Genomic DNA, 22,287 nt, shown 5'->3' with positions numbered 1-22,287 from the left:
TTTTAATACAAATTACAAAACCATCTTAGTTGATGGTTTTTTTATGACAGAAATGCTGAATATTTCGGCTAAAGGTTATTATCTAGCTTTTTAGCAAAAAATACAAAAAAATACTATGGTGCAAAGCATTAAAAACCAACAGGATATTTTAAAAAAATTAAATATTCAGTCCTTAAATCCAATGCAACAGGAAGCGATTCCTATAATCGAAGAAGCTACTAACACCATATTATTATCTCCAACAGGTACAGGAAAAACCTTAGCATTTTCATTACCGCTTTTAAAAGTATTAAATCCCGAATCTAAAGATATACAAGCTTTAATAATTGTGCCGTCAAGAGAATTAGCTATTCAAATTGAGCAAGTTATACGCTCAATGGGCTCTGGTTATAAAGTAAATGCGATTTATGGTGGCAGACCCATGTCTAAAGATAAAATTGAAATTAAACATAATCCTGCAATTTTAATAGGAACTCCTGGGCGCATATTGGATCATTTTGACGCTAATCGCTTCTCTAAAGAAAATATCAAAACCCTTATACTAGATGAATTCGATAAATCATTAGAAGCTGGGTTTGAAGATGAAATGAAGGCTATTATAACTCAATTAAAAACTATAAACAAACGCATTTTAACTTCTGCTACTCAAGGTATTACCGTCCCTGGTTTTGTTAGGTTAGATAAGCCAATAACTATCAATTATTTAAAAGAAAAAGGCGTTTCCAAATTAGCTATAAAAACTATAGTATCTCCAGATAAGAATAAATTAAATACATTATTAAAATTAGTTGAACATATTGGAAACGAACAAGGTATTATTTTCTGTAACTTAAGAAATAGTATTGATGTTGTTAGCAATTTTTTAAAGCGTAATAAAATTAGCCATTCTTGTTTTTCTGGCAGCATGGAACAAAAAGATAGAGAACGTGCTTTAATTACATTTAGAAATGGAACCTCGCAAGTTTTATTAGCTACAGACTTGGCAGCAAGAGGTATTGATATACCAGAAATGAATTATATTATTCATTATGAATTACCCCGTCATGAAGAAGAATTTATTCATAGAAATGGTAGAACAGCAAGAATGCACGCTAAAGGAACAGCTTATATTTTAAAATGGAAAGATCAACTTTTACCAGAGTTTATTCTAAATGTAAAAGGTATTAATATTGATAAAAAAGCTCCGCATAAACCGCAATACTGGCAAACTTTATTTATTTCTGGAGGAAGAAAGGATAAAATATCTAAAGGAGATATTGCTGGATTATTTTTTAAACAAGGAAATATAAACAAAAATGAACTAGGTATTATAGAGCTAAAACAAGACTGTGCGTTTGTAGCTATACCTTTATCTAAAGCGGAATATTTAGTGGGAAAACTAAATAATACCAGGTTAAAAAAGAAAAAGGTAAGGGTTACTATTTTGTAGAATCCTTGGTTTCTTGTTTTTTCTTCTAAAACTATATCTACAATTTTAATAGAACATACTTCTTTTACTTAGCAACAATAGGTATCCTTATTTTACTTTAAAATCTTAAAATCTCAAAAACTTAAAAAAGCTAAAAGCATAAGTATCTCATTTCTATCCGTCTTCAGAAATAATTTTAGTTAGTATTCACAAACCTGACAATTCTCATGTTTAAAAGTTATTTATGAAAGTAAATTTGTCGTTTCAAAAAGAGAACCATTTAAGCAATGAATAAAAACAATAAAAATTCTTATAATCAGAATCGTAAAAAATCTAGTGAGTTTGAAAAAAGAGAAGATTATTTAGAGCATGAGTTGCTAAGTATGAAATTCAGAAGGTGGAAAATTCATTTACCTTTTAGAGATTTTCATATAGAATTTGAAGATTTAGTTCCTGCACTAGCGGCCACAATAGGCAAAGTAGTTATGGTAACAGCAATGGTTGCTGCCTTTGCTGTTCAATTTGGGCTTTCTCCAGAGTTTGTAGCAGAAAATGTTAGATACGAATTACTAATTGCAGGCGGTATTTTTGTACTCATTTTTTCTGCAATCTTAAACCCTAGAGCAAATTTAGCAGGCACTCATGGCCCTATGATTCCTTTAATACCAATAATAGCAGCAGCTGGGGGGCATCCGTTAGCTCTGGGGATATTAATAGGTGTTTTTGGACTCATTCTAAGTATTACCAAAGGGGGTTCTAAATTAATGGAATTGACAGGCGTTGGTGTTAGAGGTGGACTTCTTATATACCTGGGAGCTGTTGGTTTAATAGGTCAGATATCTAAGTTTGAATTATGGGCTTCAAGTGAAAACGCAAGTACTGTATCTTTTGTGGTTATAGGAATAACCGTTTTAGTTTATGCCTATTTAGCAAGAATTAAAAAAAGGTGGTTGGCAATCCCTTTATGCTCTGCTATAGCAGGAATAACAGCTTATATAATGGGCGTTGGCTTTGAATTTACTACAGAGCCAGGCTTACCTCATTTTAACCCACTATGGTGGTGGGGAGAAGATACAGGTTGGCAAATAGGCTGGCCAGATTTTGGGCATTATGTTGCAGTAATTCCATTTGCCATTTTAGCTGTTGCTATGTGGTCTCCAGATTATCTAGGACATCGTGTTTTTCAAGAAATGAATTACCCAAAAAAAGCAAAAGATGTTTTAATGGATGTAGATGATACCATGACGGTTTCTTCAATCAGACAAGTAGTCGGAGCATTCTTAGGAGGTGGTAATATTGCTTCTTCTTGGGGTACCTATATGATTCCTGCAGCTATTGCAAAAAGACCCATACCTGGAGGCGCTATACTTACGGCAATATTATGTATTCTGGCATCAGTTTTTGGATATCCTATGGATTTAGCCATGTGGGAACCCGTATTAAGAGTAGCCTTAATAGTTGGTGTGTTTCTACCATTGCTTGAAGCAGGAATGCAAATGGTGAAAAAACAAAACGATTCTTTAAGTGCTGGTACATGTATTTTTGCCTGTGCCTTTGTTAATCCAGTATTTGGGTGGGCTTTAACTATGCTACTTGATAATTTAGGATTAATTGGTGATCGTGAAAGAGCAGAGAAATTAACATTAAAAGAGCGACTAATTATTCCAGGAGTTATGTTTTTAATATGCGTTATAGCACTAGCCTTAGTAGGTCAACTTCCTGGTATACCAGGCATATTCTAAAAAATGAAGGCAGTTATGGATAAAAAGATAGTCATTATAATGTTACTGTTAGCAATTCCTATGTTTTTGATAGCTCAAAAAAAAGAGCCAAAATTTACTGTAAAATTTAGTGGGTTTATTAGTAATGATGCTAGTTTAAATACGCGTCAAAGTATATCGGCTAGAGGAGAAGGTTTGTTTGTATTAGCCCCTAAGCCTGTTAAATTAGATGACGAAGGTAATGATATTAACAAAACACCTTCATTTAATTTTGTAGGAATTAATTCAAGAATTAGAACAAAAATAACAGGCCCAGATGCCTTTGGAGCAAAAACTTCTGGCATGATTGAAGGTGATTTTTTAGGAGTTAATACCGATTCAAAATTTAATTTTAGACTAAGACATGCCTTTGTGAAACTAGATTGGAAAAAGTCTCAACTATTAGTAGGGCAGTATTGGCATCCTACATTTGTTGTTGATTGCTACCCAGGAACAGTTTCTTTTGGTGCGGGTTCACCATTTAATCCTCTGGCAAGAAACCCTCAGTTTAAATATTCTTATAAACTTGGAAAAACAACCTTAAGCTTAACCCAATTAACCAATGGACATTTTACAAACAAAGGCGCTGTAGATGCACAATTTAACTCGTTAGTTCCAGAACTTCATTTTCAAATACAGTATAAAACCAATACATTTATTGGTGGACTAGGCTACGGACATCAAATTTTAAGACCTGAAATTGTTACTGCAAATAATTATATTATAAAACAGAAAGTACACAGTAATACCGTTTTAGCATTTGCAAAAGTAACTTCACCATTGCTTACCTTTAAAGGTTATGTTATTTACGGACAGAATAATGACAATCTAGTCATGATGGGTGGCTATGCAGCTATAGACAAAAACTACACTCCAGAGCAAATAACTAAAGGTATTGTAGAATATACAACATATAACAATTTTACATCTTGGTTAGATATTCATACTAATGGAAAAAAAATTATAGCTGGTGTTTTTGGAGGCTATTCTAAAAATTTAGGAGCCTCTAAAAATGTAGATGTTAGCACGTTTACAGGAAGATGGGGAGATGTAAAAGATATGATGCGTATTTCACCAAGATTAATATTTATTTCAGGTTCAACCATAATAGGAACTGAAATAGAATATTCATCTGTCAATTACAATAAAGGAAATCCAGATGGAGTAACAAATGAAGAAATAACAGGATATAATAGCAAAGGTTTAGTAACAAACTACAAAACTGCAAACAATTTAAAGTTCTTATTAAATGTTACTTATAAGTTTTAATTTGATTTTTTTATAAATAGTGAATCTCCTTATTATGATTGGTTAAAACCGAAAATTGTTACTACAGTTTCTTTAAAAAAACATTCTAAAAAGTTTCCTCTGCGGTTTTAACTGAGCACTTTTTATACAACGATATAGGAGGGAAGTGTAATGTATATGGAATAGTAATTTACTACTAAATAGATATTCCCTTAATAAAAAGTTTATTGTATTTTTAACACTCTTGATTTTAACAGCAGAAAAGTCTCCGACATTTTCCATGTCAAAATCATAGCTTACACCATCATTAGCATTATTTTTTTTTGGCGTTGGCAAGCGGCGGTAAATTGTGTTTAAAAATAAATGTTATTGAAACATTTAAATTTTTAAAAAGCAATCGAGCGATTGGCAGCGGCAATTTTACATAACGACAAATTATAATACAAATTTGTAAACGTAAAGTTTCTCGTGAATCGTTTATTTAAAAAAAACTTGAACAATTGTACAGAATATTAAAATTATACGAGAAGTACCTTACTAATGTTTAATGACCCAAGTACAAAGGTTTCTTATGAAAACAATACTTTCTGGGATATTTTACATAATACTACATTATAACTATCTAATTTTAATGGAATGAATTTGTATTATAATGTTCTGCGTTATGTAACTTGAGCTTTGGTTAAAAGCGAAAGTTGTTACTACAGTTTCTTTAAAAAATTTATTCTACAATGTTAATGGAATACTTTTTATGCGACGACGTAGGAGGGAAGCATAATGTGTGTGGAATGGATTATCCTTTATTAATAGTTTCTGCTAGTTTTTTATAGATACTTTTATCTGTGCCTTCCTTAAGTAATTTATACATCGGAGTTAATGGCGTATTAGCCATTTGAATAACGCCAAGACCTTCTTTTTCATAGTTACATTCTTCACAAAGTATTGTGTAAAGTCTGATTTTTTTCATTTCATATAACTTAAGTAAAGCAGGTAACTCAACGTTTATAACAGTCTTAGAAGCTAGATAGTTTTGACACAACATTAAAATACCAATATTTGAATTCTCTATCCCTTTGTTAATTTCTGCTAACCATTTTTCACCAGAATCAATATCATTTGTATCACGCCAGTACGAGATATCAGAATTGTGTTTTAAAAATTTTTCTAAAGTATTCGTGTATTTACTACTTGCACGAGCGTAACTTATGAAAATTCTGTTCTTAATGTTTGGGTTGTTTTTTCCATCATAAATGGACAATCTTTCATTAACCTTTGAAAATCCAGTAAAATGTTTATTAAAGAATTTGCTAATATTGAATGTTTTATCACTTAGCGGACTGTTAAATAGGTGTCTAATGCTATTTACGACTTTCGTTGTAACATTAAAGTTAAAATCTGCCATATTTAATTCAACTTTATTCATTAGAAAGTTTACATACTTAAATGAGCAGTAAAAATTTATTAGATGCAACCTAGTTTCTCTAAAATCAGACATATCGAATTTAGTGATGCTCTTTTTTCTTTCTAACAAAAATAAATCTAAGTTAGATATTTTACTGTTTTTATTGAGATAGTATGTATTGTAATTTAGTTTATAACTAAAATTTATTTTTTTCTTATATTTTGGCAGTTTATGGTATATGTGATCTTTATAATCAATTATTAATAAAGGCTTAAATACTTCAATATCACTTATATCTTTAAAAATTGAATCAACATTGCTTATTGAGTTATCCTTTATAGTTGGTGAGTAACAAATAATATTTTTAATCGATTTGGTTACAGATTCAATAGTTCCAGAACTCTTTATATCAAATTTGTTTTCTTCAATTGAAATATCTTTAGTAGCAATTTTAATTTGACTTATAAGCTCAATAAATTCATCAAAATTCACTTCGATATTATGTTTAGAAAAATTAAGGAATCTGATTCCAATTTCAATTCTAGAAGGACCATGACTATTATAAAAAAGGCGCCGAAAATCGTACTTTACTTTTAATTTTTTGAAAATGGGTTTACTTTGAGTTAGACTTGTTGTTATGAAGTTTGAAGCATCAAAATAGAAATCTTCATTATCTAAATAATCAATTGGACCTCTTGAACGTTTCTTTTGTAGACCAACTTTTTTAAAATAATATTTATTTTCATCAATAGGAACTTTTTTTAAATAATCATAAAAAGGTATTTGATCATTTTTCAAATGTCGAAGGTCTGCTATTGGATATACGATTGTTATAAACATATTTATATAGAAAAAACCTGAGTGCAATAAAGCACTCAGGTATAGGTATAATTAAGACATATACCTGATTCTCTCTTTTTTTAAGAATTAATATTCTATCATATAAAGAATTTGTCTAAATATAAATAAATTATTTAAGAATTAATAATATGAAAAATGAATAGGTCTTTCGAAATAAAAGGATTTCGTAAAATTTAGATTGATTTTAAATTATTGTCATACTTACTTTTACGGTTTTCCCTCAATACAATTCCTACAAAAATTGTTATATTTGATAGACAATATTTCTCCCTAATAGATTTAATTGATTTGCAATGACTGGAATGTTATAAAGATATTCAGTTGAATACTAATATTTTTAATTAAAATTAATTGATTTGGAAAAAGATAAAGAAGACCCAAAGGAGATTTCAAAAAAAGAATTCTTAAAAGAATTAAATGACTTCAATGATTTAGGGAAAAAAGAAAAGAAAGAGATTTTCAATATGGCTTGGGATTCAAGAAAGTTTGAGATAGAACTTTATTGGAAAAGAGCGGTTTATTTTTGGGCTTTTCAAGCTGTTGCTTTGGCTGGGTATTTTGCAATTTTATCTACTATTAATTTTTCAGAAAAAAATCATTCACTTTTTTACGCAACCTGTGTTGGTTTTATAACATCTTTAGGTTGGTACTTAATTAATAAAGGCAGTAAATCTTGGCAAAGACATTGGGAAAGTATAGTAGACATACTTGAAGATATGGTTATAGGGAAATTGTATAAGACAGTTACAACTAATAAGACTTTTTCAGTATCTAAGATTAATGAATTAATAAGCCTGTTTTTTACATTAATGTGGTTTGTAAATATGATTTCATTGCTGTTAGAAAATCATTTTGATTTTAAAGGTTCATTTGATTTTAAGGTGTTTATTCCATTAGCAATTACAATCTATATAAGTTATCAAATGTTTTTTGGAAAAGGCAGAGGCAGGTTTAAAGAACGTGAAATAAAGCTATATAGAAGAGCAATTAAAACCAAGTAATATTTTGATTGAGAAAGATTTTTACGAACATAATGGCTTCAAATATGAAGTAGAGTATAAGACTTATACCGAAAAAGACAAGATAAAGGTTGATCATAATATAGTTTATCCTAAAAAACTATTTAAATATTATTCTATTAGTGAATATAGTATCGATTCCTTTATTAATTCATATTTATATGCTTCTCATCCAATTGAACTTAATGATGTTTTAGATTGTTCTCCGTTTCTATGGTATACAGAACATCCTTTAGATTATAAATTATATGAAAGTTTATATCAAGATTCGTTGAGTCAAAAAGATTTGAAAGAACTTTATGATAATGATATTAAAAGGGATAGATGTAACACTTACATTGGAACTTATTGGGAGATATTATCTAATATGTACGGAATAATTTCTATGACTGGTAAAGAAAGTCATCCATTAATGTGGCCTCATTATACTAAAGAAAAAGGATTTAAGATAAAATTTGATTTAGAAAAATTACAAAATAGTCTAAAAAAAGGAGCAGAGCTAGATGGTTCATTGATGGGTTTGTTTCCAATGAATTATTCTAATGAACTTAAGCCAATTGACATATCACCATATTTACAAATGCTTGTTCCATTCTTTTATTCTGCTACAATTAAAGATATTGAATGGCAATATGAAGATGAGTGGCGTTTTATTTATAGTAAGCCACAAATGGGAGTTCCAAATAGAAAAATGGGGTTAACAAATAATAGAGTTGATTATCCTGGAATACCAGGTAATCGTAAAGCAAAATATGATTCAAATTTAGTAGAAGAGATAATGTTTGGTTTTGATTTTTTTAATGGAGAAGATTTTTTTATTAAATGGAATAAGGCACATACAAAATTCTCGATTTCTCCCAAAAAGAATAAAAAAGAAATAATTATGCTCCTTGATTATATATGCGATAATTTAAGCAATAAATTATTTTATTCTGGAGTAAAATATGAATTTAATGATGATAAAAAGTTGCAGTTATATAGAACAAAGGAAAAACTAAAAATAAAAAAAATTAGCATTCAAAAATATGAATTGGAAAGAACTAATGTTTTTGAAATTTTAAATTAAAATTTAACCATAATAATATCTAGTCTTAAATAAATGGACGAGTCATAAATCTATAATTGAAATGGAAGAAATAAGTATAAATGAATTGTCAGAAGTAATACAAAGTTCTAAAATTAACTTTCTTATAGGTTCTGGTGTTTCTAGACCTTTTCTTCCAGTTCTGAACAACATCGAAAAAAATCTAAACGATGCTACTACTTTAGCAGAAAAAGAAGTTTTTTATAAAGAATATTTAAAAGACGTTATGCTGCCTAATAAAAAGGTGGTTGAAAATAAACTGGACAAAGATGCAGATTTTCAGAAAACAAAAGCATCATATCAATCTTTTTGTCAAACTTTATGCTCAACTTTATTAAAAAGAAAAACTTCAATCTTACCAAAGCAAGCCAATATTTTTTCAACTAACATTGATGTATTAATTGAAACTGTTTTAGAATCCTTACAGTTTGATTATAATGATGGGTTTTCTGGTAGATTTACTCCTGTTTTTGGGCTTGAGAATTTTAAGAAATCCATTAATCAACGTAGTTTACATTTTGATCACATTTCTGAAATCCCAGTTTTTAATATTATTAAAATGCACGGTTCAATTACTTGGAAGTATAATAAATTAAAAGACAAAATCCTATTGTCTCCAAATTTAGATCACATAGATGATACTTTGATAATTAAAACAGGTTCAGATTTTATTGATGAATATAATAAAATACTTGTAGTAAATCCTGAAGAGGCGAAACATCTTGAAAGTGTTCTTATAGAATATTACTCTGAATTATTAAGACTATATTCAAGTGAGTTGGAAAAGGAAAATGCACTTTTGTTTATACTTGGGTTCTCAATGGAGGATAGACACATAAGAAAAATAACATTAAGAGCAGCCAAATCTAATCCAACCTTAAGAATATTTATATGTTGTTCTCAAAATAGTGAGGTAGCTATGAGAGTTAAAATGGAAACAGAAAAAAATCCTAATATTCATATATACACTCCAGACTCTGTTGGTGCTAAATATACTTTAGATTATTTTACTGATAATATCCTTAAAAAAGTAATTGAGAATGTCGATAAATAATTCAAATAGTATAAATAAAGCACTTTTAAAAGAGTCAATTTTTATAATTGGTACTGTTTCATCTGTAGAGGGTAGAAAAGTTAAAATAGAGGTTAAAAAAGATAAAAATTTATCTCACATTTCTTATAATGGTAAAACTATTAAAAATGTAGCTGTAGGTAGTTATGTTAAAATCGCTAAAGGATTTACTGAAATAATTGGAAAAGTTGAAGGAGAGTATATTACAAAAGAAAAAATATATAATAAGGAATATAAAAAGGAAGAGCTCAAAATTTTAAGATTTTTAGAAGTTGTATTATTTGGCAATTTCGAAAAAGGATATTTTAAACAGGGAATAAAAGAAATGCCTCTAATAGATAATGAATGCTATCTTTTAGATAAAAATGAATTCAATAAACTACATCAGTTTTATAATGAAAAAGAAAAAACTATTCTTCTTGGTTTTTTAACAGAGGAATCGTCTCAACCAATAAGATTGAGTATTAGAAAACTATTTGCCAGCCATATTGGGATTTTTGGTAATACTGGTAGTGGTAAATCAAATACTCTTGCAAAAATATATACTGAATTATTCCTCCAATCAAAAGAGTCAATAAACTTTAATAGGAAAGCTCATTTTGTTCTTATCGATTTTAATGGGGAATATGTAAGACCTAATCTAATCACTACAGACAAAAACATATATAATTTATCTACTAGATCTGTTGAAGGTGATAAGTTTTATATTAAGCAAGGAAATATAGAAACCCTTGAAATTATTTCAGTTTTATTAGAAGCTACAGAAAAAACTCAAAAACCTTTTTTAAGTAGAGCTATTAAAAACAATTTCTATGAAGATAATTTTGATGAAAGATCAAGAGAAAATATAAATAAACTATTAAAAGATATACTCCAAAAAGCAGATCCAAATTTACAGGTTAACATTTTTAGTGAAATATTTGAACACCTAAAAAAAATAGAACTTCCAAATCAAGAATATGGTTATATAACAGAAAGAATATTGTCAAAAATTGAAGGAGGAGAGCTTAAGTATCATTCAGATAGTAAAACATATTACGTTGGGAATATTTATTCAAATGCGAATTTACAAGGTGTTTTCGATACCATTTTCCCGAATATTGACCAAGTTAAAATAGATCCTTCTAAATTCGGTAAAATAAAATTTAAAATTCTTTCACAGTATTTTTTTGAGGTCACTAATGGATATTCTATTCAAGAACATATAAGACCTTTAATTGGTCGGATGATTAAAAAGTTTAATACTCTTGAAAGATTAATAACAATCGACCCGAATGAAAAGAAAGAGTATAAAAATCTTGAAGTGATTAATTTAAGTAATGCAAACCTTGAGATGAAGAAAACTTTACCACTAATTATCTCAAAGCAACTTTATGATGAACATAAAGAAGTAGGGGAGTTTGAGGATAAATCACTTCATATTATTATAGATGAAGCTCATAATATTTTATCTTCCACATCAGAAAGAGAAAGTGAAACTTGGAAAGATTACAGATTAGAAACTTTTGAAGAAATTATCAAAGAGGGAAGGAAATTTAGTACTTTCTTAACTATTTCAAGTCAAAGACCTTATGATATTTCACCAACAATTATTTCGCAACTGCATAATTATTTCATCCATAGACTTATTAATAATAATGATATTAATGCAATTCAAAAAACCGTTGCATATCTAGATAAATTATCTTTTGAATCAATTCCTTTGTTGCCAGTTGGAAGTTGTTTTGTTGCAGGTCAATCATCAGATATACCTGTTAAAGTTGAAGTTATTCTGTTAGATGAAAACAAGCAACCTAAAAGTGAAACTATCGATTTAGATAAAGCATGGTTTGATTCGTAGAAATATTATGTAAAATAGAATTTCGATGTTAAACTTGGCCTCATAAAATTTTGGATAAAACAATAGGTGAAATGAGCGTGCATATTTTAGGGGTTTTGTAATACAGTTTGTTAAGAGTTTCGATTTAACAAAGGATTTCAAAGTAATGTAAATAGTTACAATGTTTCCTAAAATATAGCGAATAAGCCGTTAATTGTTTCCAAAATTATATGCAGCCCTGATTTTTTTGTTTCTTTTTTTATCAAGAAAAAAAGATTAGAATATTTTAAAAAAGGATTTATTGAAGTTCTAAATTTAACAAGTGTATAGAAATTTATTTTTCTTAAATTTTATACTCTTGTGGCAAGCTTACGAGAATCGTCTAAAATTTTTTATTACGTACATTTTATCGAATACGCGATTTTTAATAAGAGCAAAAAGGTTAGCTTTTATTTTGGCGTTGGCAAGCGTTGGATAATTGTGTGTAAAATAAATTGTCAGAGCAATTTGATTTTATAAAACAATCGAGCGCTTGGTAGCGGTTATTTTACATAACGGCTAATTATAGATACAAATGTTTTTAAACGCTGCGAAGCAAACCGCTTATTAGTTTAATGACCCAAGTTCCAATTATTCTAATGAAAACAAATGCTTCTGGGATATTTTACATAATACTACATTATAGCTATCAAATGGACTCCTCTCATAAAATACCAATAATAACATTTGTACTATAATTTATATTATGTAAAATAGATTAATTAAAATACTTCTTACCCTGTTAAAGTTATTCTAAAACAAAAACTATATTTTCCTTAATAAAAATCAAGCCTTATATTTGTAGTCCCTTTATTTATTGAACATGAAACCTAAACAGAAAAACAAAACTGAAAAGTCGCGATTGCGATTACTACATCAGTACTATAATTACACAGGGTTCTACACATTTGTTTGGCAAGCCGTTAAAAAGGCATTTCCATATATTATAGCTATTGTTATTGCTATATATGCTTTAAATCATTTTTATAACATTAATGAAGCTTTAGTTCGTCTAACAGAAATATTGCCAGCTTATGGTGTTTTAAGTTTCTTTTTTGTTTCCGAAACACTTCTTGGTCTTGTACCACCAGAAATTTTTATAGCCTGGGCAGGTAAAATGTATAGCCCTTGGTTTTACTTGGGTCTTTTAGCATTTCTATCTTACGGAGGTGGATTATTATCATATTGGATGGGGCGTTCTATTACTAAAATGCCTTCTGTTCATAATTACCTAGAAACTAAAATGGAAAAGCAACTAAAAAACTCAAAAAAATGGGGTGGCTTTCTTATTATGGTTGGCGCAGTATTACCACTACCCTTTTCTATTGCTTGTATTGCTGCGGGTATTATAGAATTTCCTTTTAAAAATGTAATGCTCTATGGTTCATTAAGGTTTCTACGCTTTGCCATTTACGGGCTTATCATTTTTAACGTATTATAAAAAAAACTTAAAAATTACTGTTATTATTTGATTGTGAACTACTTTTGCACAAAAATAAATCAGTATGCTTTCTTCATTAAATACATTCAGAATTATTGCGCTTTTAGAAGGTGTTTCATACATCCTACTTCTGTTTATAGCTACTCCAATAAAATACTTGCTAGACGAACCTCAATATGTTAAATTATTAGGTATGCCACATGGTGTATTGTTTATAGCTTATGTGGCTTTAGCGTTTCTATTTAAAAAAGAATTTTCTTGGACTAATAAAGAATTTTTCATAGTACTTATAGCTTCAATCATACCTTTCGGTACCTTTTATATTGATAAAAAATATTTAAAGCCAGCAAAATGATTCAAGATAAAATCAATAATATTGAAGATACTGTACACCCCCACCAAGATTTAAAGCACATTATTTCTGAATATTTGATAAACCTTGGTGTTTCTGAAGCTGTGGCTCAATATCTAAATATGATTGTTTTAGTTATAGGTTTACTTTTAATAATATTTATAGTTGATATTGTTATTAGGAAATTATTAATAGGTGCATTTACACAGTTTGCAAAAAAATCTAAGACAAATTTTGATGACTTTTTAATTTCTAATAAGGTTCCAAGAAATATTGCACATATCATTCCTTTTTTAATAGCATTAAAATTTGCACCAAATGTATTTGCAGATTTTTATAATTTCGAAATTATAATAGAAAAAGGATTAAAAGTATTCGCTATAGTTTTAGCGTTATGGGTTGTTAGAAGCCTTTTAAACACGCTAAAAGATTATTTAAAAACCTTACCCAGATTTAGAGATAAACCCATAGATAGCTATATCCAAGTATTTATGATTTTTGCATGGTTAGGTGGTATTATGTCTGCTATTGCTATTATTACTGGAATCCCTTTCTTTAAATTTTTAACAGGTTTAGGAGCTATTTCTGCGGTTATTATACTTGTATTTAAAGATACAATTCTTGGTTTTGTGGCCAGTATTCAAGTTTCAATAAACGATATGGTAAGAATTGGAGATTGGATTACTTTTGAAAAGTACGGAGCCGATGGCGATGTTACCGAAATTACATTAGCTACAGTTAAGGTTCAGAATTTTGATAAAACCATAACCACAATTCCTACCTATGCCCTAATCTCTGACTCTTTTAAAAATTGGAGAGGAATGACTAGTTCTGAAGGCAGACGCATTAAAAGAGCCTTAAATATTAAACAAGACTCCATAAAATGTTTATCTGAAGTTGAAATAGAGTCGCTTAAAAATATTGAACTCTTAAAAACCTATTTAGAAACTCGTCAAGCAGATATTTCTGATTTTAATAATTCGAATAATGTTAATAAAGAGATTCCTATAAATGGAAGGAATCTAACTAACATTGGTGTGTTTAGAAAATATATTCAAACGTATATAGAAAATCATTCGGCTATAAATAAAGACATGACTATTATGGTGCGTCAATTAGCGCCAACTCCACATGGTTTGCCAATTGAGATTTATGCGTTTAGTTCTGATAAACGATGGGTAAATTACGAGTACATTTTGGCTGATATTTTTGACCATATTCTTGCTTCTGTTCCTTATTTTGGATTGGAAATATTCGAATTACCTACCTCGTTCTCTAATAGTTAATAGACTTTAGCTAAAATTTGATGCTTATTCCTGACTTTGGCGGATAGTTGCGTTAGGGGTTGCAACGGCATCCTTTTTTTTTAAAAGAAATTACAACTTTGTTTTGGACTAAAATTTAACAGATAGCCACGTCCTTCGTCCTCGCTATGACGTAAAAAAAAAAGATATAGTGGAAAGCCCGACCCCTTTTTGGGGTAACGCCCAAAAACATTTTAAACAACAAAAACCCTGTAAATAATCTATTTTACAGGGTTTTTAAATATAATTTTAAGATGTCTAGATATTAGCTGCTAGCCAATCTCCAACTTCTTTAGTACCATAAGATTTTCCACCATCGGCTAAGTCTTCAGTAACCATACCTTTTTCTAAAGCGCTATTTACAGCATCTCTAATGGCTTTACCTTCATCTTGTAAACCAAAGTTTTCAAACATCATTGCTGCAGACAAAACCGTAGCCATTGGGTTAGCAATATTCAATCCAGTAGCTTGTGGATAAGACCCGTGAATAGGCTCAAACAAGCCAATATCAGACCCTAAAGAGGCCGAAGGCATTAATCCCATAGATCCAGAAATAACCGAAGCCTCATCCGTTAAAATATCTCCAAATAAGTTTTCAGTAATCAACACATCGTAACTATTTGGCCATTGTACCAAACGCATCGCTACGGCATCAACAAACTCGTAACTTACTTCAACCTCAGGATAATCTTTTTCCATAGCTTGAACCGTTTCTCTCCATAATCTTGAAGTTTCCAAAACGTTAGCTTTATCAACACAACATAATTTCTTAGAACGTGTCATTGCTAATTCAAAACCTTTTTTTGCTAAACGCTGTACTTCTGCTCTTGTGTAAACACAGTTATCAAAAGCCGTTTCTCCACCATCTCTTCTACCCTTTTCACCAAAGTAAATACCACCAGTAAGCTCACGTAAAAACACCAAATCAGTACCTTCAATACGCTCTCTTTTTAAAGGCGATTTTTCTAATAATGAAGGAAATGTGAATGTTGGACGTACGTTAGCAAACAAACCTAAAGCTTTACGCATTTTTAACAAACCTTGTTCTGGTCGAACCTTAGCAGAAGGGTCATTATCAAATCTAGGATGACCAATAGCACCAAACAATACTGCATCAGAACTTTTACAAATCTCATGAGTTTCATCTGGATAGGGTTCACCAACAGCATCAATCGCTGCTGCTCCTGTTAATGCAGGTCTCCAATTAATATCGTGTCCAAATCTCTTTGCAACTGCATCACTAACTTTTACAGCTTGATTTATTACTTCTGGTCCAATTCCGTCACCAGCCAAAAGTGCTATATTTAATTTCATCTATTTATATTCTTAATTAATAATAATATTTAACATTTTTTCTGTTGCCTTAATTGCAGATACTGTTTGATCTGAATCTAAACCTCTAGTTTTAAATTCCTTTTCAGTATTCTTCCAAGTAATAATCGTTTCACACAACGCATCAGAATTACTACCAGGAGGAATCCTTACCGCATAATCAATCAAATTAGGCAATATCATTTTCTTTCTTTTAAAAACACTTTTTATTGCATTCATGAAAGCATCAAACTGACCATCACCTTGTGCGCTTACCTCAAAAGTCTCATCCTCAATAGTAATAGAAACCGTAGTAGATGGCTTTAAACCTTTAGAGTGTGTTAATACATAGGAGTTTACTTTTACCTTTTCTTCATACGTTCTATCTAAAACATCAGAAATAATATATGGTAAATCCTCTTTAGTAACTACTTGTTTCTTATCGCCTAACTCAATAATACGTTCGGTTACTTTCTTTAAGTCCTCATCATCAAGCTGAAGTCCTAATTGCTGTAAGTTTTTTTGAATATTAGCTTTTCCTGACGATTTTCCAAGGGCATATTGGCGTGTTCTACCAAAACGCTCAGGCATTAAATCGCTGAAATATAAATTATTTTTATTATCACCATCTGCATGAATTCCAGCAGTTTGCGTAAATACATTAGCGCCAATTATAGGTTTATTTGCTGGTATCATAACTCCTGAGAAATTTTCAACCAACTTACTAACTGTATATAGCATCTTTTCATTTACACCAATTTTAATATTTGGCATAAAATCATTTATCACAGCAATAGTACTAGACATGGGCGCATTTCCAGCGCGTTCTCCCATACCATTAACTGTTAAGTGTAATCCATCAGCACCGGCTCGTAAGCCTTCCATAGCGTTCGAGACTCCTAAGTCATAATCATTATGTGCATGGAAATCAAAATGTAAATCAGGATATGTATCTTTTATTTCCTTTATAAAATCATAAGATTCTCTAGTGGTTAAAACGCCTAAAGTATCAGGAAGCATAATTCGAGCAACATTTTGAGTACTTAAAAACGCTAAAAATTCATAAACATAGTCTTTAGAATTTCGCATTCCATTACTCCAATCTTCTAAATACACATTGGTTTCAATACCGTTTTTTTTCGCAGAAACGATATTCTCTTTTATTTCCTTAAAATGCTGATTTGGAGTCTTTTTAAGCTGATGAGTTAAATGATTTAACGAACCTTTAGTTAGTAAATTTTGCACCTTTGCTCCTGCTTCTTGCATCCATTTAATGGATACGCCTTTATCTACAAAAGTTAATACTTCAACCGAATTCAAATAGCCGTTTTCTAAAGCCCATTCAGTAACGTCTTTAACCGCTTGTAACTCACCTTCAGAAACTCTAGCCGATGCAATTTCAATACGATCTACTTTTAATTCTTCTAGTAAAAGTTTGGCAATAGTTAATTTCTCTGAAGCAGAAAACGACACACTCGAGGTTTGCTCACCATCGCGTAATGTCGTATCCATTATTTCTATGCGCTTTACACCCATTTTTTAAAAAGGACGAGATTCAGTAAATGTTTCAATCTCACTTTTCATACTTTGCAAATAGTCGATGTCATCAAAACCATTCAGCATGTTTCCTTTTTTGTAGCCATTAATATCAAATGATTCTTTTGAACCTGAAGATAATAATGTAATAGTTTGAGCTTCTAAATCAATTTCTAATTCAGTATTCGCATCTGCATATATAGCCTCAAAAATTTCATTTGAAAATTCTGGACTTATTTGTACTGGTAATACACCAATATTTAAACAGTTATTTTTAAATATATCAGCAAAGAAACTAGATACTACACAACGGAAACCATAATCGTAAACCGCCCAAGCAGCATGCTCTCTAGAAGAACCAGAACCAAAGTTCTTTCCTCCTACTAATATTTTTCCCTTGTAAATTGGGTTATTTAAAACAAAATCTTGCTTTGGGGTATCATCACCATTATATCTCCAATCACGGAATAAATTATCTCCAAAACCTTCACGTTTTGTAGCTTTTAAAAAACGTGCTGGTATAATTTGATCAGTATCTACATTCTCAATTGGCAATGGAACTGCAGTACTCGTTAATGTTGTAAATTTATCGTAAGCCATCTTTTTATTGTTATTAGTTTTTTGTTAATAGTTATTGGGTGTTCATTTTAATGTTTAAAGTCTATGATTGTTAGATACTAATAACCAACAACCACTAACCAATAACTATCTATAATAATTCTCTTGGATCTGTTACAACTCCAGTAACTGCAGCAGCTGCAGCAACTAACGGACTTGCTAATAATGTTCTTGATCCTGGCCCTTGACGACCTTCAAAGTTTCTGTTTGATGTACTCACTGCATATTTTCCAGCAGGTACTTTATCATCATTCATTGCTAAACAAGCAGAACAACCTGGTTCTCTAAGTACAAATCCAGCTTCTTCAAAAATATCTAGTAAACCTTCTTCTTTAATTTTAGCTTCAACAATATGAGACCCTGGAACTAACCATGCAGTTACATTATCAGCTTTTTGGCGTCCTTTTACAATAGATGCGAAAGCTCTAAAATCTTCAATACGCCCATTAGTACAACTACCAATAAATACGTAATCGATTTTCTTTCCAATCATTTGATCGTTTTCAGCGTAACCCATATAAGCTAAAGACTTATCATAAGTTGCTTTTCCGCCTTCAACAGATTCAGCAGTTGGAATATTATTAGAAATACCCATACCCATACCAGGATTTGTACCGTATGTAATCATCGGTTCAATATCGCTAGCATCAAAAGTTAATTCTTTATCAAAAACAACACCTTCGTCTGTTTTTAATGTTTTCCAATATTCCATAGCGGTATCCCAATCTGCACCTTTAGGCGTTTTTGGACGACCTTTAATGTAATCGAATGTTTTCTCATCTGGAGCAACCATACCACCACGTGCACCCATTTCAATAGATAAGTTACAAACCGTCATACGACCTTCCATTGTCATGTTTTCAAAAACATCTCCTGCATACTCTACAAAATAGCCTGTTGCACCAGAAGTTGTTAATTGAGAAATTATATATAATCCAACATCTTTTGGCGTAACACCTTTACTCAATGTGCCATTAACGCTAATACGCATTTTCTTTGGCTTTGGCTGCATGATACATTGCGTAGTCAATACCATTTCAACTTCTGAAGTACCGATACCAAAAGCAATAGCTCCAAAAGCACCATGCGTTGATGTATGCGAATCTCCACAAACAATTGTTGCTCCCGGAACTGTAATACCATTTTCTGGACCAACAACGTGAACAATACCATTATTTTCATGACCTAATCCCCAGTGACTAATACCATACTTGTTCGCATTATCTTCTAATGTTTTTAACTGATTAGCAGATAACGGATCTTGAACTGGTAAATGTTGGTTAATCGTTGGTGTGTTATGATCGGCAACTGCAAATGTGCGTTGTGGATATAAAACACTTAAACCTCTACTTTCTAATCCAACAAAAGCAACAGGACTTGTAACTTCGTGAATTAAATGACGATCTATATACAGGACGTCTGGTCCATCTTCAATCTTTCGCACCACATGCGAATCCCATACTTTGTCAAACAATGATTTGCTCATAAATATCTTTAATTATTGTGTTTAAATGTCACTAAGGACATTGTAAGTACACAAATTTAAATTTAATTACAGTTATTCAAAACATTAGGCGCTATTGTTATTGAATTTTTATAAAATTGCCAATGATTAACGTGTTATTTGAATTTTATTCAACAAAACAATAATATTGGTTGTAATTTTTAAACTCGTAATTGATTGTTAGTGTACGTCTATACTTGTCAGGTTTTGAAAATCTGACAGGTCTTTAAAATAAAGTTTGTTGCTCGTCTTCATTAGGAATGGTTAGTGAATAGCCTAATTCTGAATTTAACTTTTTTATGAAATATGCAGATAGTAACGGAGATTCTTTTTCGATGTTCTGATGAATGAAAAAATCGATTTCTTTTATGCCTTGGTCTTTCCATAATTTTAGGCGTTCAATCCAATCATCCAAACGCGTATAATCAGTTGGATGATTTGCGCCAACATAACGCACAAAGGCAGTTGCGTTGGTTAATCGCATGTGCATTAAATCCCGTCTTCCAGCTGTATCAACAATGACGTTTGAGATATTATTTGCTTCTAAAAGTTGATATAAACCTTCTGCAACAGCTTTGTCGTTATACCAATTGGTATGACGAAACTCTATGGCTAACGGAATTTCTTTTGTCCAACTTTCCACGAAAGTAATCACTCTATCAAAATCTTTAGGTGCAAAATTAGAATGCATTTGCAAAAAGATTGTGCCTAATTTTTCTTTTAAGTTTGAAGCATTATATAAATAATTCTCAACTACTTCTTGAGTTTCATTTAAGCGTTTCCAATGGCTAATTTCTTGATTTAGTTTCGGGAAAAATTTAAAACCTACAGGTGTTTTATCATACCATTTAGCAAATTGTTCCGCAGGAAATATTCTGTAAAATGTGGCGTTCATCTCAATAGAATTGAACTGTGACGAGTAATAAACCAATTCATCTTTTGTCCCTCTTGGGTAAAAGCCTTTTAAATCTGCCCTATTCCATTTAGCGCATCCTACATAAATTTCTGGAATGTTATCATCCTTAACTTTTTCAAGCACTTTCTTGGTGTCAGGATGGTCTTTAGGGAATGTAAAGTCTATTAATTCTGGATTATCAACACTTCCGAATTTCATTTATTTAATTTTTTCATAAAGATAAAGAAATCTTATAAGCAGGTTTTAAGAATCAACGAAATAGATGGTGTTACCTTGAACACAGTCGAAAGGTTTTTAAAATCGATAAATTCTTTAGGTTTCGAATGCGCTCAACCTGACAAATCATTAATTGTTAAGATTTTTTTAAGCATAAAGTTTATGCTATGTTGATAACCTCGTTAACAATTATAAGTTGAAGTATTAATTCCAACATGGATATTCGATATTTTTAATAAAAATATACAACATGGACTCTAGGCAATTCAATCTTAAAAGTATCAGACCAGAAATTTTAAGTACAACTATTAATGATAGTATGAGTACTGATGAGCGCTTTCAGAATTTGGTACTGCGACCAATCATCAAATTTCAAAATGATTTATTTGTTGAAGTTTTTAGAAATTACATCAAAAAACACAAATCGGTTTTTTATGATTTGTCTTTAGAAAAACGCATGATTTATATTGAAAACGCCATTCAAAAAGACATGAAACTTCGTAACTCCATGAAAGGCATGATTATTGGTCAGTTTACTGTTGAAGAATATCTAATCTATATTGAAAATTCTTCGGCATTAAATAAACGTATGATGAATATTGTAAAGCAGCGTTTATTGAGTCATATTCAGTTGTTTGAGAAACCTGGGCTTTTGGAGGCGGTTTAATCAATCAAAGAAACCCCATTCAAATCCGTAGTTAACACATCACTCATATAATCAAAAAATGGGCGAATAGCTTTAAATGAGGTGTCTATTTTATTTAAAAAATTAGCATCAAGCACTTCTTTATCTGTGAATTTCTTAGTGAAGATGTATTGCTTTTTCTTTATTAAATCAATGGCTTTATGGTCTTTTGCAAAACCTCTTGGAGCCGACTTTACTTCATCTCCAACAAAAGTATCTCCCCAAACCGAATTGAATTTTTTATCAGCAAGAATCTCACGAATTTCAGAGTCATCCATTTCAAATTCTTTACGAATACGCATTAAGTCTTCTTTAGCAGGTTCCCAAAAACCAGTAGCAATAAAACTCTCATTGTTTGGTTGAATATGTAAATAATAACCGCCTCTCAATCTTGGTTTTGTTCTATGAAAAGAACCTCCAAAATGGGTTTTATATGGGAGTTTATTTTTTGAGAAACGAACATCTCGATAAATTCTGAATATCTTCAATTTATCAATCTCATCATGTACATTTAAGTTTTCAAAAATAGAATTATAAACAGCTTTCACATCTTTTTCAATAGCCTTGAATTCTGGCTTGTGATTATTAAACCAATCACGGTTATTGTTTTTTTCTAATTTTTTAAAAAACGTAAATACTTCTTTTGAAACTGCTAAACTCATAATTCTATATTTTTTATAAAACTACAAAAG

General features: G+C 30.5%; 18 protein-coding genes. 11 read left to right on the top strand and 7 right to left on the bottom strand.

Translation table 11 applies throughout. The features are described from left to right. Positions 1-115: 115 nt before the first annotated feature. The 3 genes from Q0870_RS11740 (at position 116) to Q0870_RS11730 (ending at position 4,437) form a co-directional block, all read left to right on the top strand. A complete protein-coding gene (locus Q0870_RS11740) occupies positions 116-1,429 on the top strand; it encodes a DEAD/DEAH box helicase (protein ID WP_298555706.1) in 1,314 nt (437 codons plus the stop codon). A 266-nt stretch (positions 1,430-1,695) separates the two neighbouring features. After that, positions 1,696-3,150, top strand: a complete 1,455-nt coding sequence (locus tag Q0870_RS11735) for a DUF3360 family protein (RefSeq protein WP_298555705.1) — start codon at positions 1,696-1,698, stop codon at positions 3,148-3,150. A gap of 15 nt (positions 3,151-3,165) precedes the next feature. Continuing rightward, a complete protein-coding gene (locus Q0870_RS11730) occupies positions 3,166-4,437 on the top strand; it encodes a hypothetical protein (protein ID WP_298555704.1) in 1,272 nt (423 codons plus the stop codon). A 772-nt stretch (positions 4,438-5,209) separates the two neighbouring features. Here Q0870_RS11730 and Q0870_RS11725 read toward each other — a convergent pair. Further along, complete coding sequence (locus Q0870_RS11725) at positions 5,210-6,658, bottom strand: toll/interleukin-1 receptor domain-containing protein (RefSeq protein WP_298555703.1); 1,449 nt, start codon at positions 6,656-6,658, stop codon at positions 5,210-5,212. Positions 6,659-7,035: 377 nt separating this feature from the next. Between Q0870_RS11725 and Q0870_RS11720 the strand changes: the two genes are divergently transcribed. The 7 genes from Q0870_RS11720 to Q0870_RS11690 all read left to right on the top strand — a co-directional run bounded on the left by Q0870_RS11720 (position 7,036) and on the right by Q0870_RS11690 (position 14,791). Then, entirely contained in the window at positions 7,036-7,680 is a 645-nt protein-coding gene (locus Q0870_RS11720; protein WP_298555702.1) for a hypothetical protein, read from the top strand. 4 nt (positions 7,681-7,684) lie between these two features. Further along, positions 7,685-8,764, top strand: a complete 1,080-nt coding sequence (locus Q0870_RS11715; protein ID WP_298555701.1) for a DUF2971 domain-containing protein — start codon at positions 7,685-7,687, stop codon at positions 8,762-8,764. A 61-nt stretch (positions 8,765-8,825) separates the two neighbouring features. Further along, entirely contained in the window at positions 8,826-9,836 is a 1,011-nt protein-coding gene (locus tag Q0870_RS11710) for an SIR2 family protein (protein WP_298555700.1), read from the top strand. Further along, entirely contained in the window at positions 9,823-11,694 is a 1,872-nt protein-coding gene (locus Q0870_RS11705) for an ATP-binding protein (RefSeq protein WP_298555699.1), read from the top strand. Before Q0870_RS11710 ends, Q0870_RS11705 begins: the two co-directional genes overlap by 14 nt. An 841-nt stretch (positions 11,695-12,535) precedes the next feature. Then, positions 12,536-13,153, top strand: a complete 618-nt coding sequence (locus Q0870_RS11700) for a VTT domain-containing protein (RefSeq protein ID WP_298555698.1) — start codon at positions 12,536-12,538, stop codon at positions 13,151-13,153. Positions 13,154-13,217: 64 nt separating this feature from the next. Beyond that, positions 13,218-13,508: a DUF3817 domain-containing protein gene (locus Q0870_RS11695; protein ID WP_298555697.1), complete on the top strand. Its 291-nt coding sequence runs from the start codon at positions 13,218-13,220 to the stop codon at positions 13,506-13,508. Further along, on the top strand, positions 13,505-14,791 hold the full coding sequence (locus Q0870_RS11690) for a mechanosensitive ion channel domain-containing protein (RefSeq protein ID WP_298555696.1): 1,287 nt from the start codon (positions 13,505-13,507) through the stop codon (positions 14,789-14,791). Before Q0870_RS11695 ends, Q0870_RS11690 begins: the two co-directional genes overlap by 4 nt. A gap of 276 nt (positions 14,792-15,067) precedes the next feature. Here Q0870_RS11690 and leuB read toward each other — a convergent pair whose 3' ends face one another. From leuB to Q0870_RS11665, 5 genes are all read right to left on the bottom strand, one after another. Then, positions 15,068-16,123, bottom strand: a complete 1,056-nt coding sequence (leuB, locus tag Q0870_RS11685) for a 3-isopropylmalate dehydrogenase (protein ID WP_298555695.1) — start codon at positions 16,121-16,123, stop codon at positions 15,068-15,070. Positions 16,124-16,135: 12 nt separating this feature from the next. Next, on the bottom strand, positions 16,136-17,656 hold the full coding sequence (locus tag Q0870_RS11680; RefSeq protein WP_298555694.1) for an alpha-isopropylmalate synthase regulatory domain-containing protein: 1,521 nt from the start codon (positions 17,654-17,656) through the stop codon (positions 16,136-16,138). Positions 17,657-17,659: 3 nt separating this feature from the next. Then, the gene (gene leuD, locus Q0870_RS11675; protein ID WP_298555693.1) at positions 17,660-18,256 is read right to left on the bottom strand and encodes a 3-isopropylmalate dehydratase small subunit; all 597 of its coding nucleotides are present in this window, start codon (positions 18,254-18,256) and stop codon (positions 17,660-17,662) included. A gap of 109 nt (positions 18,257-18,365) precedes the next feature. After that, complete coding sequence (gene leuC, locus Q0870_RS11670; RefSeq protein ID WP_298555692.1) at positions 18,366-19,760, bottom strand: 3-isopropylmalate dehydratase large subunit; 1,395 nt, start codon at positions 19,758-19,760, stop codon at positions 18,366-18,368. A gap of 244 nt (positions 19,761-20,004) precedes the next feature. After that, a complete protein-coding gene (locus Q0870_RS11665) occupies positions 20,005-20,892 on the bottom strand; it encodes a DUF72 domain-containing protein (RefSeq protein ID WP_298555691.1) in 888 nt (295 codons plus the stop codon). 268 nt (positions 20,893-21,160) lie between these two features. On the opposite strand from Q0870_RS11665, the gene Q0870_RS11660 reads away from it, so the two are divergent. Next, positions 21,161-21,577, top strand: coding sequence for a glyoxalase (locus Q0870_RS11660; protein WP_298555690.1), 417 nt, complete (start codon positions 21,161-21,163; stop codon positions 21,575-21,577). Here the strand turns inward: Q0870_RS11660 and Q0870_RS11655 are convergent. Next, complete coding sequence (locus tag Q0870_RS11655) at positions 21,574-22,257, bottom strand: DUF2461 domain-containing protein (RefSeq protein WP_298555689.1); 684 nt, start codon at positions 22,255-22,257, stop codon at positions 21,574-21,576. The two genes, Q0870_RS11660 and Q0870_RS11655, sit on opposite strands and share 4 nt — an antisense overlap. Between the last annotated feature and the right edge of the window lie 30 nt (positions 22,258-22,287).

It is taken from the genome of uncultured Algibacter sp. (assembly GCF_947487575.1).
GTDB lineage: Bacteria > Bacteroidota > Bacteroidia > Flavobacteriales > Flavobacteriaceae > Algibacter_B.
This window is presented reverse-complemented; position numbering and strand designations above follow the sequence as displayed.

Coding starts and splice junctions, on each gene's coding strand:
- Q0870_RS11740 (WP_298555706.1), top strand. CDS start 116: ATGGTGCAAAGCATTAAAAACCAACAGGATATTTTAAAAAAATTAAAT.
- Q0870_RS11735 (WP_298555705.1), top strand. CDS start 1,696: ATGAATAAAAACAATAAAAATTCTTATAATCAGAATCGTAAAAAATCT.
- Q0870_RS11730 (WP_298555704.1), top strand. CDS start 3,166: ATGGATAAAAAGATAGTCATTATAATGTTACTGTTAGCAATTCCTATG.
- Q0870_RS11725 (WP_298555703.1), bottom strand. CDS start 6,658: ATGTTTATAACAATCGTATATCCAATAGCAGACCTTCGACATTTGAAA.
- Q0870_RS11710 (WP_298555700.1), top strand. CDS start 8,826: ATGGAAGAAATAAGTATAAATGAATTGTCAGAAGTAATACAAAGTTCT.
- Q0870_RS11705 (WP_298555699.1), top strand. CDS start 9,823: ATGTCGATAAATAATTCAAATAGTATAAATAAAGCACTTTTAAAAGAG.
- Q0870_RS11700 (WP_298555698.1), top strand. CDS start 12,536: ATGAAACCTAAACAGAAAAACAAAACTGAAAAGTCGCGATTGCGATTA.
- Q0870_RS11695 (WP_298555697.1), top strand. CDS start 13,218: ATGCTTTCTTCATTAAATACATTCAGAATTATTGCGCTTTTAGAAGGT.
- Q0870_RS11690 (WP_298555696.1), top strand. CDS start 13,505: ATGATTCAAGATAAAATCAATAATATTGAAGATACTGTACACCCCCAC.
- leuB (WP_298555695.1), bottom strand. CDS start 16,123: ATGAAATTAAATATAGCACTTTTGGCTGGTGACGGAATTGGACCAGAA.
- Q0870_RS11680 (WP_298555694.1), bottom strand. CDS start 17,656: ATGGGTGTAAAGCGCATAGAAATAATGGATACGACATTACGCGATGGT.
- leuD (WP_298555693.1), bottom strand. CDS start 18,256: ATGGCTTACGATAAATTTACAACATTAACGAGTACTGCAGTTCCATTG.
- leuC (WP_298555692.1), bottom strand. CDS start 19,760: ATGAGCAAATCATTGTTTGACAAAGTATGGGATTCGCATGTGGTGCGA.
- Q0870_RS11665 (WP_298555691.1), bottom strand. CDS start 20,892: ATGAAATTCGGAAGTGTTGATAATCCAGAATTAATAGACTTTACATTC.
- Q0870_RS11660 (WP_298555690.1), top strand. CDS start 21,161: ATGGACTCTAGGCAATTCAATCTTAAAAGTATCAGACCAGAAATTTTA.
- Q0870_RS11655 (WP_298555689.1), bottom strand. CDS start 22,257: ATGAGTTTAGCAGTTTCAAAAGAAGTATTTACGTTTTTTAAAAAATTA.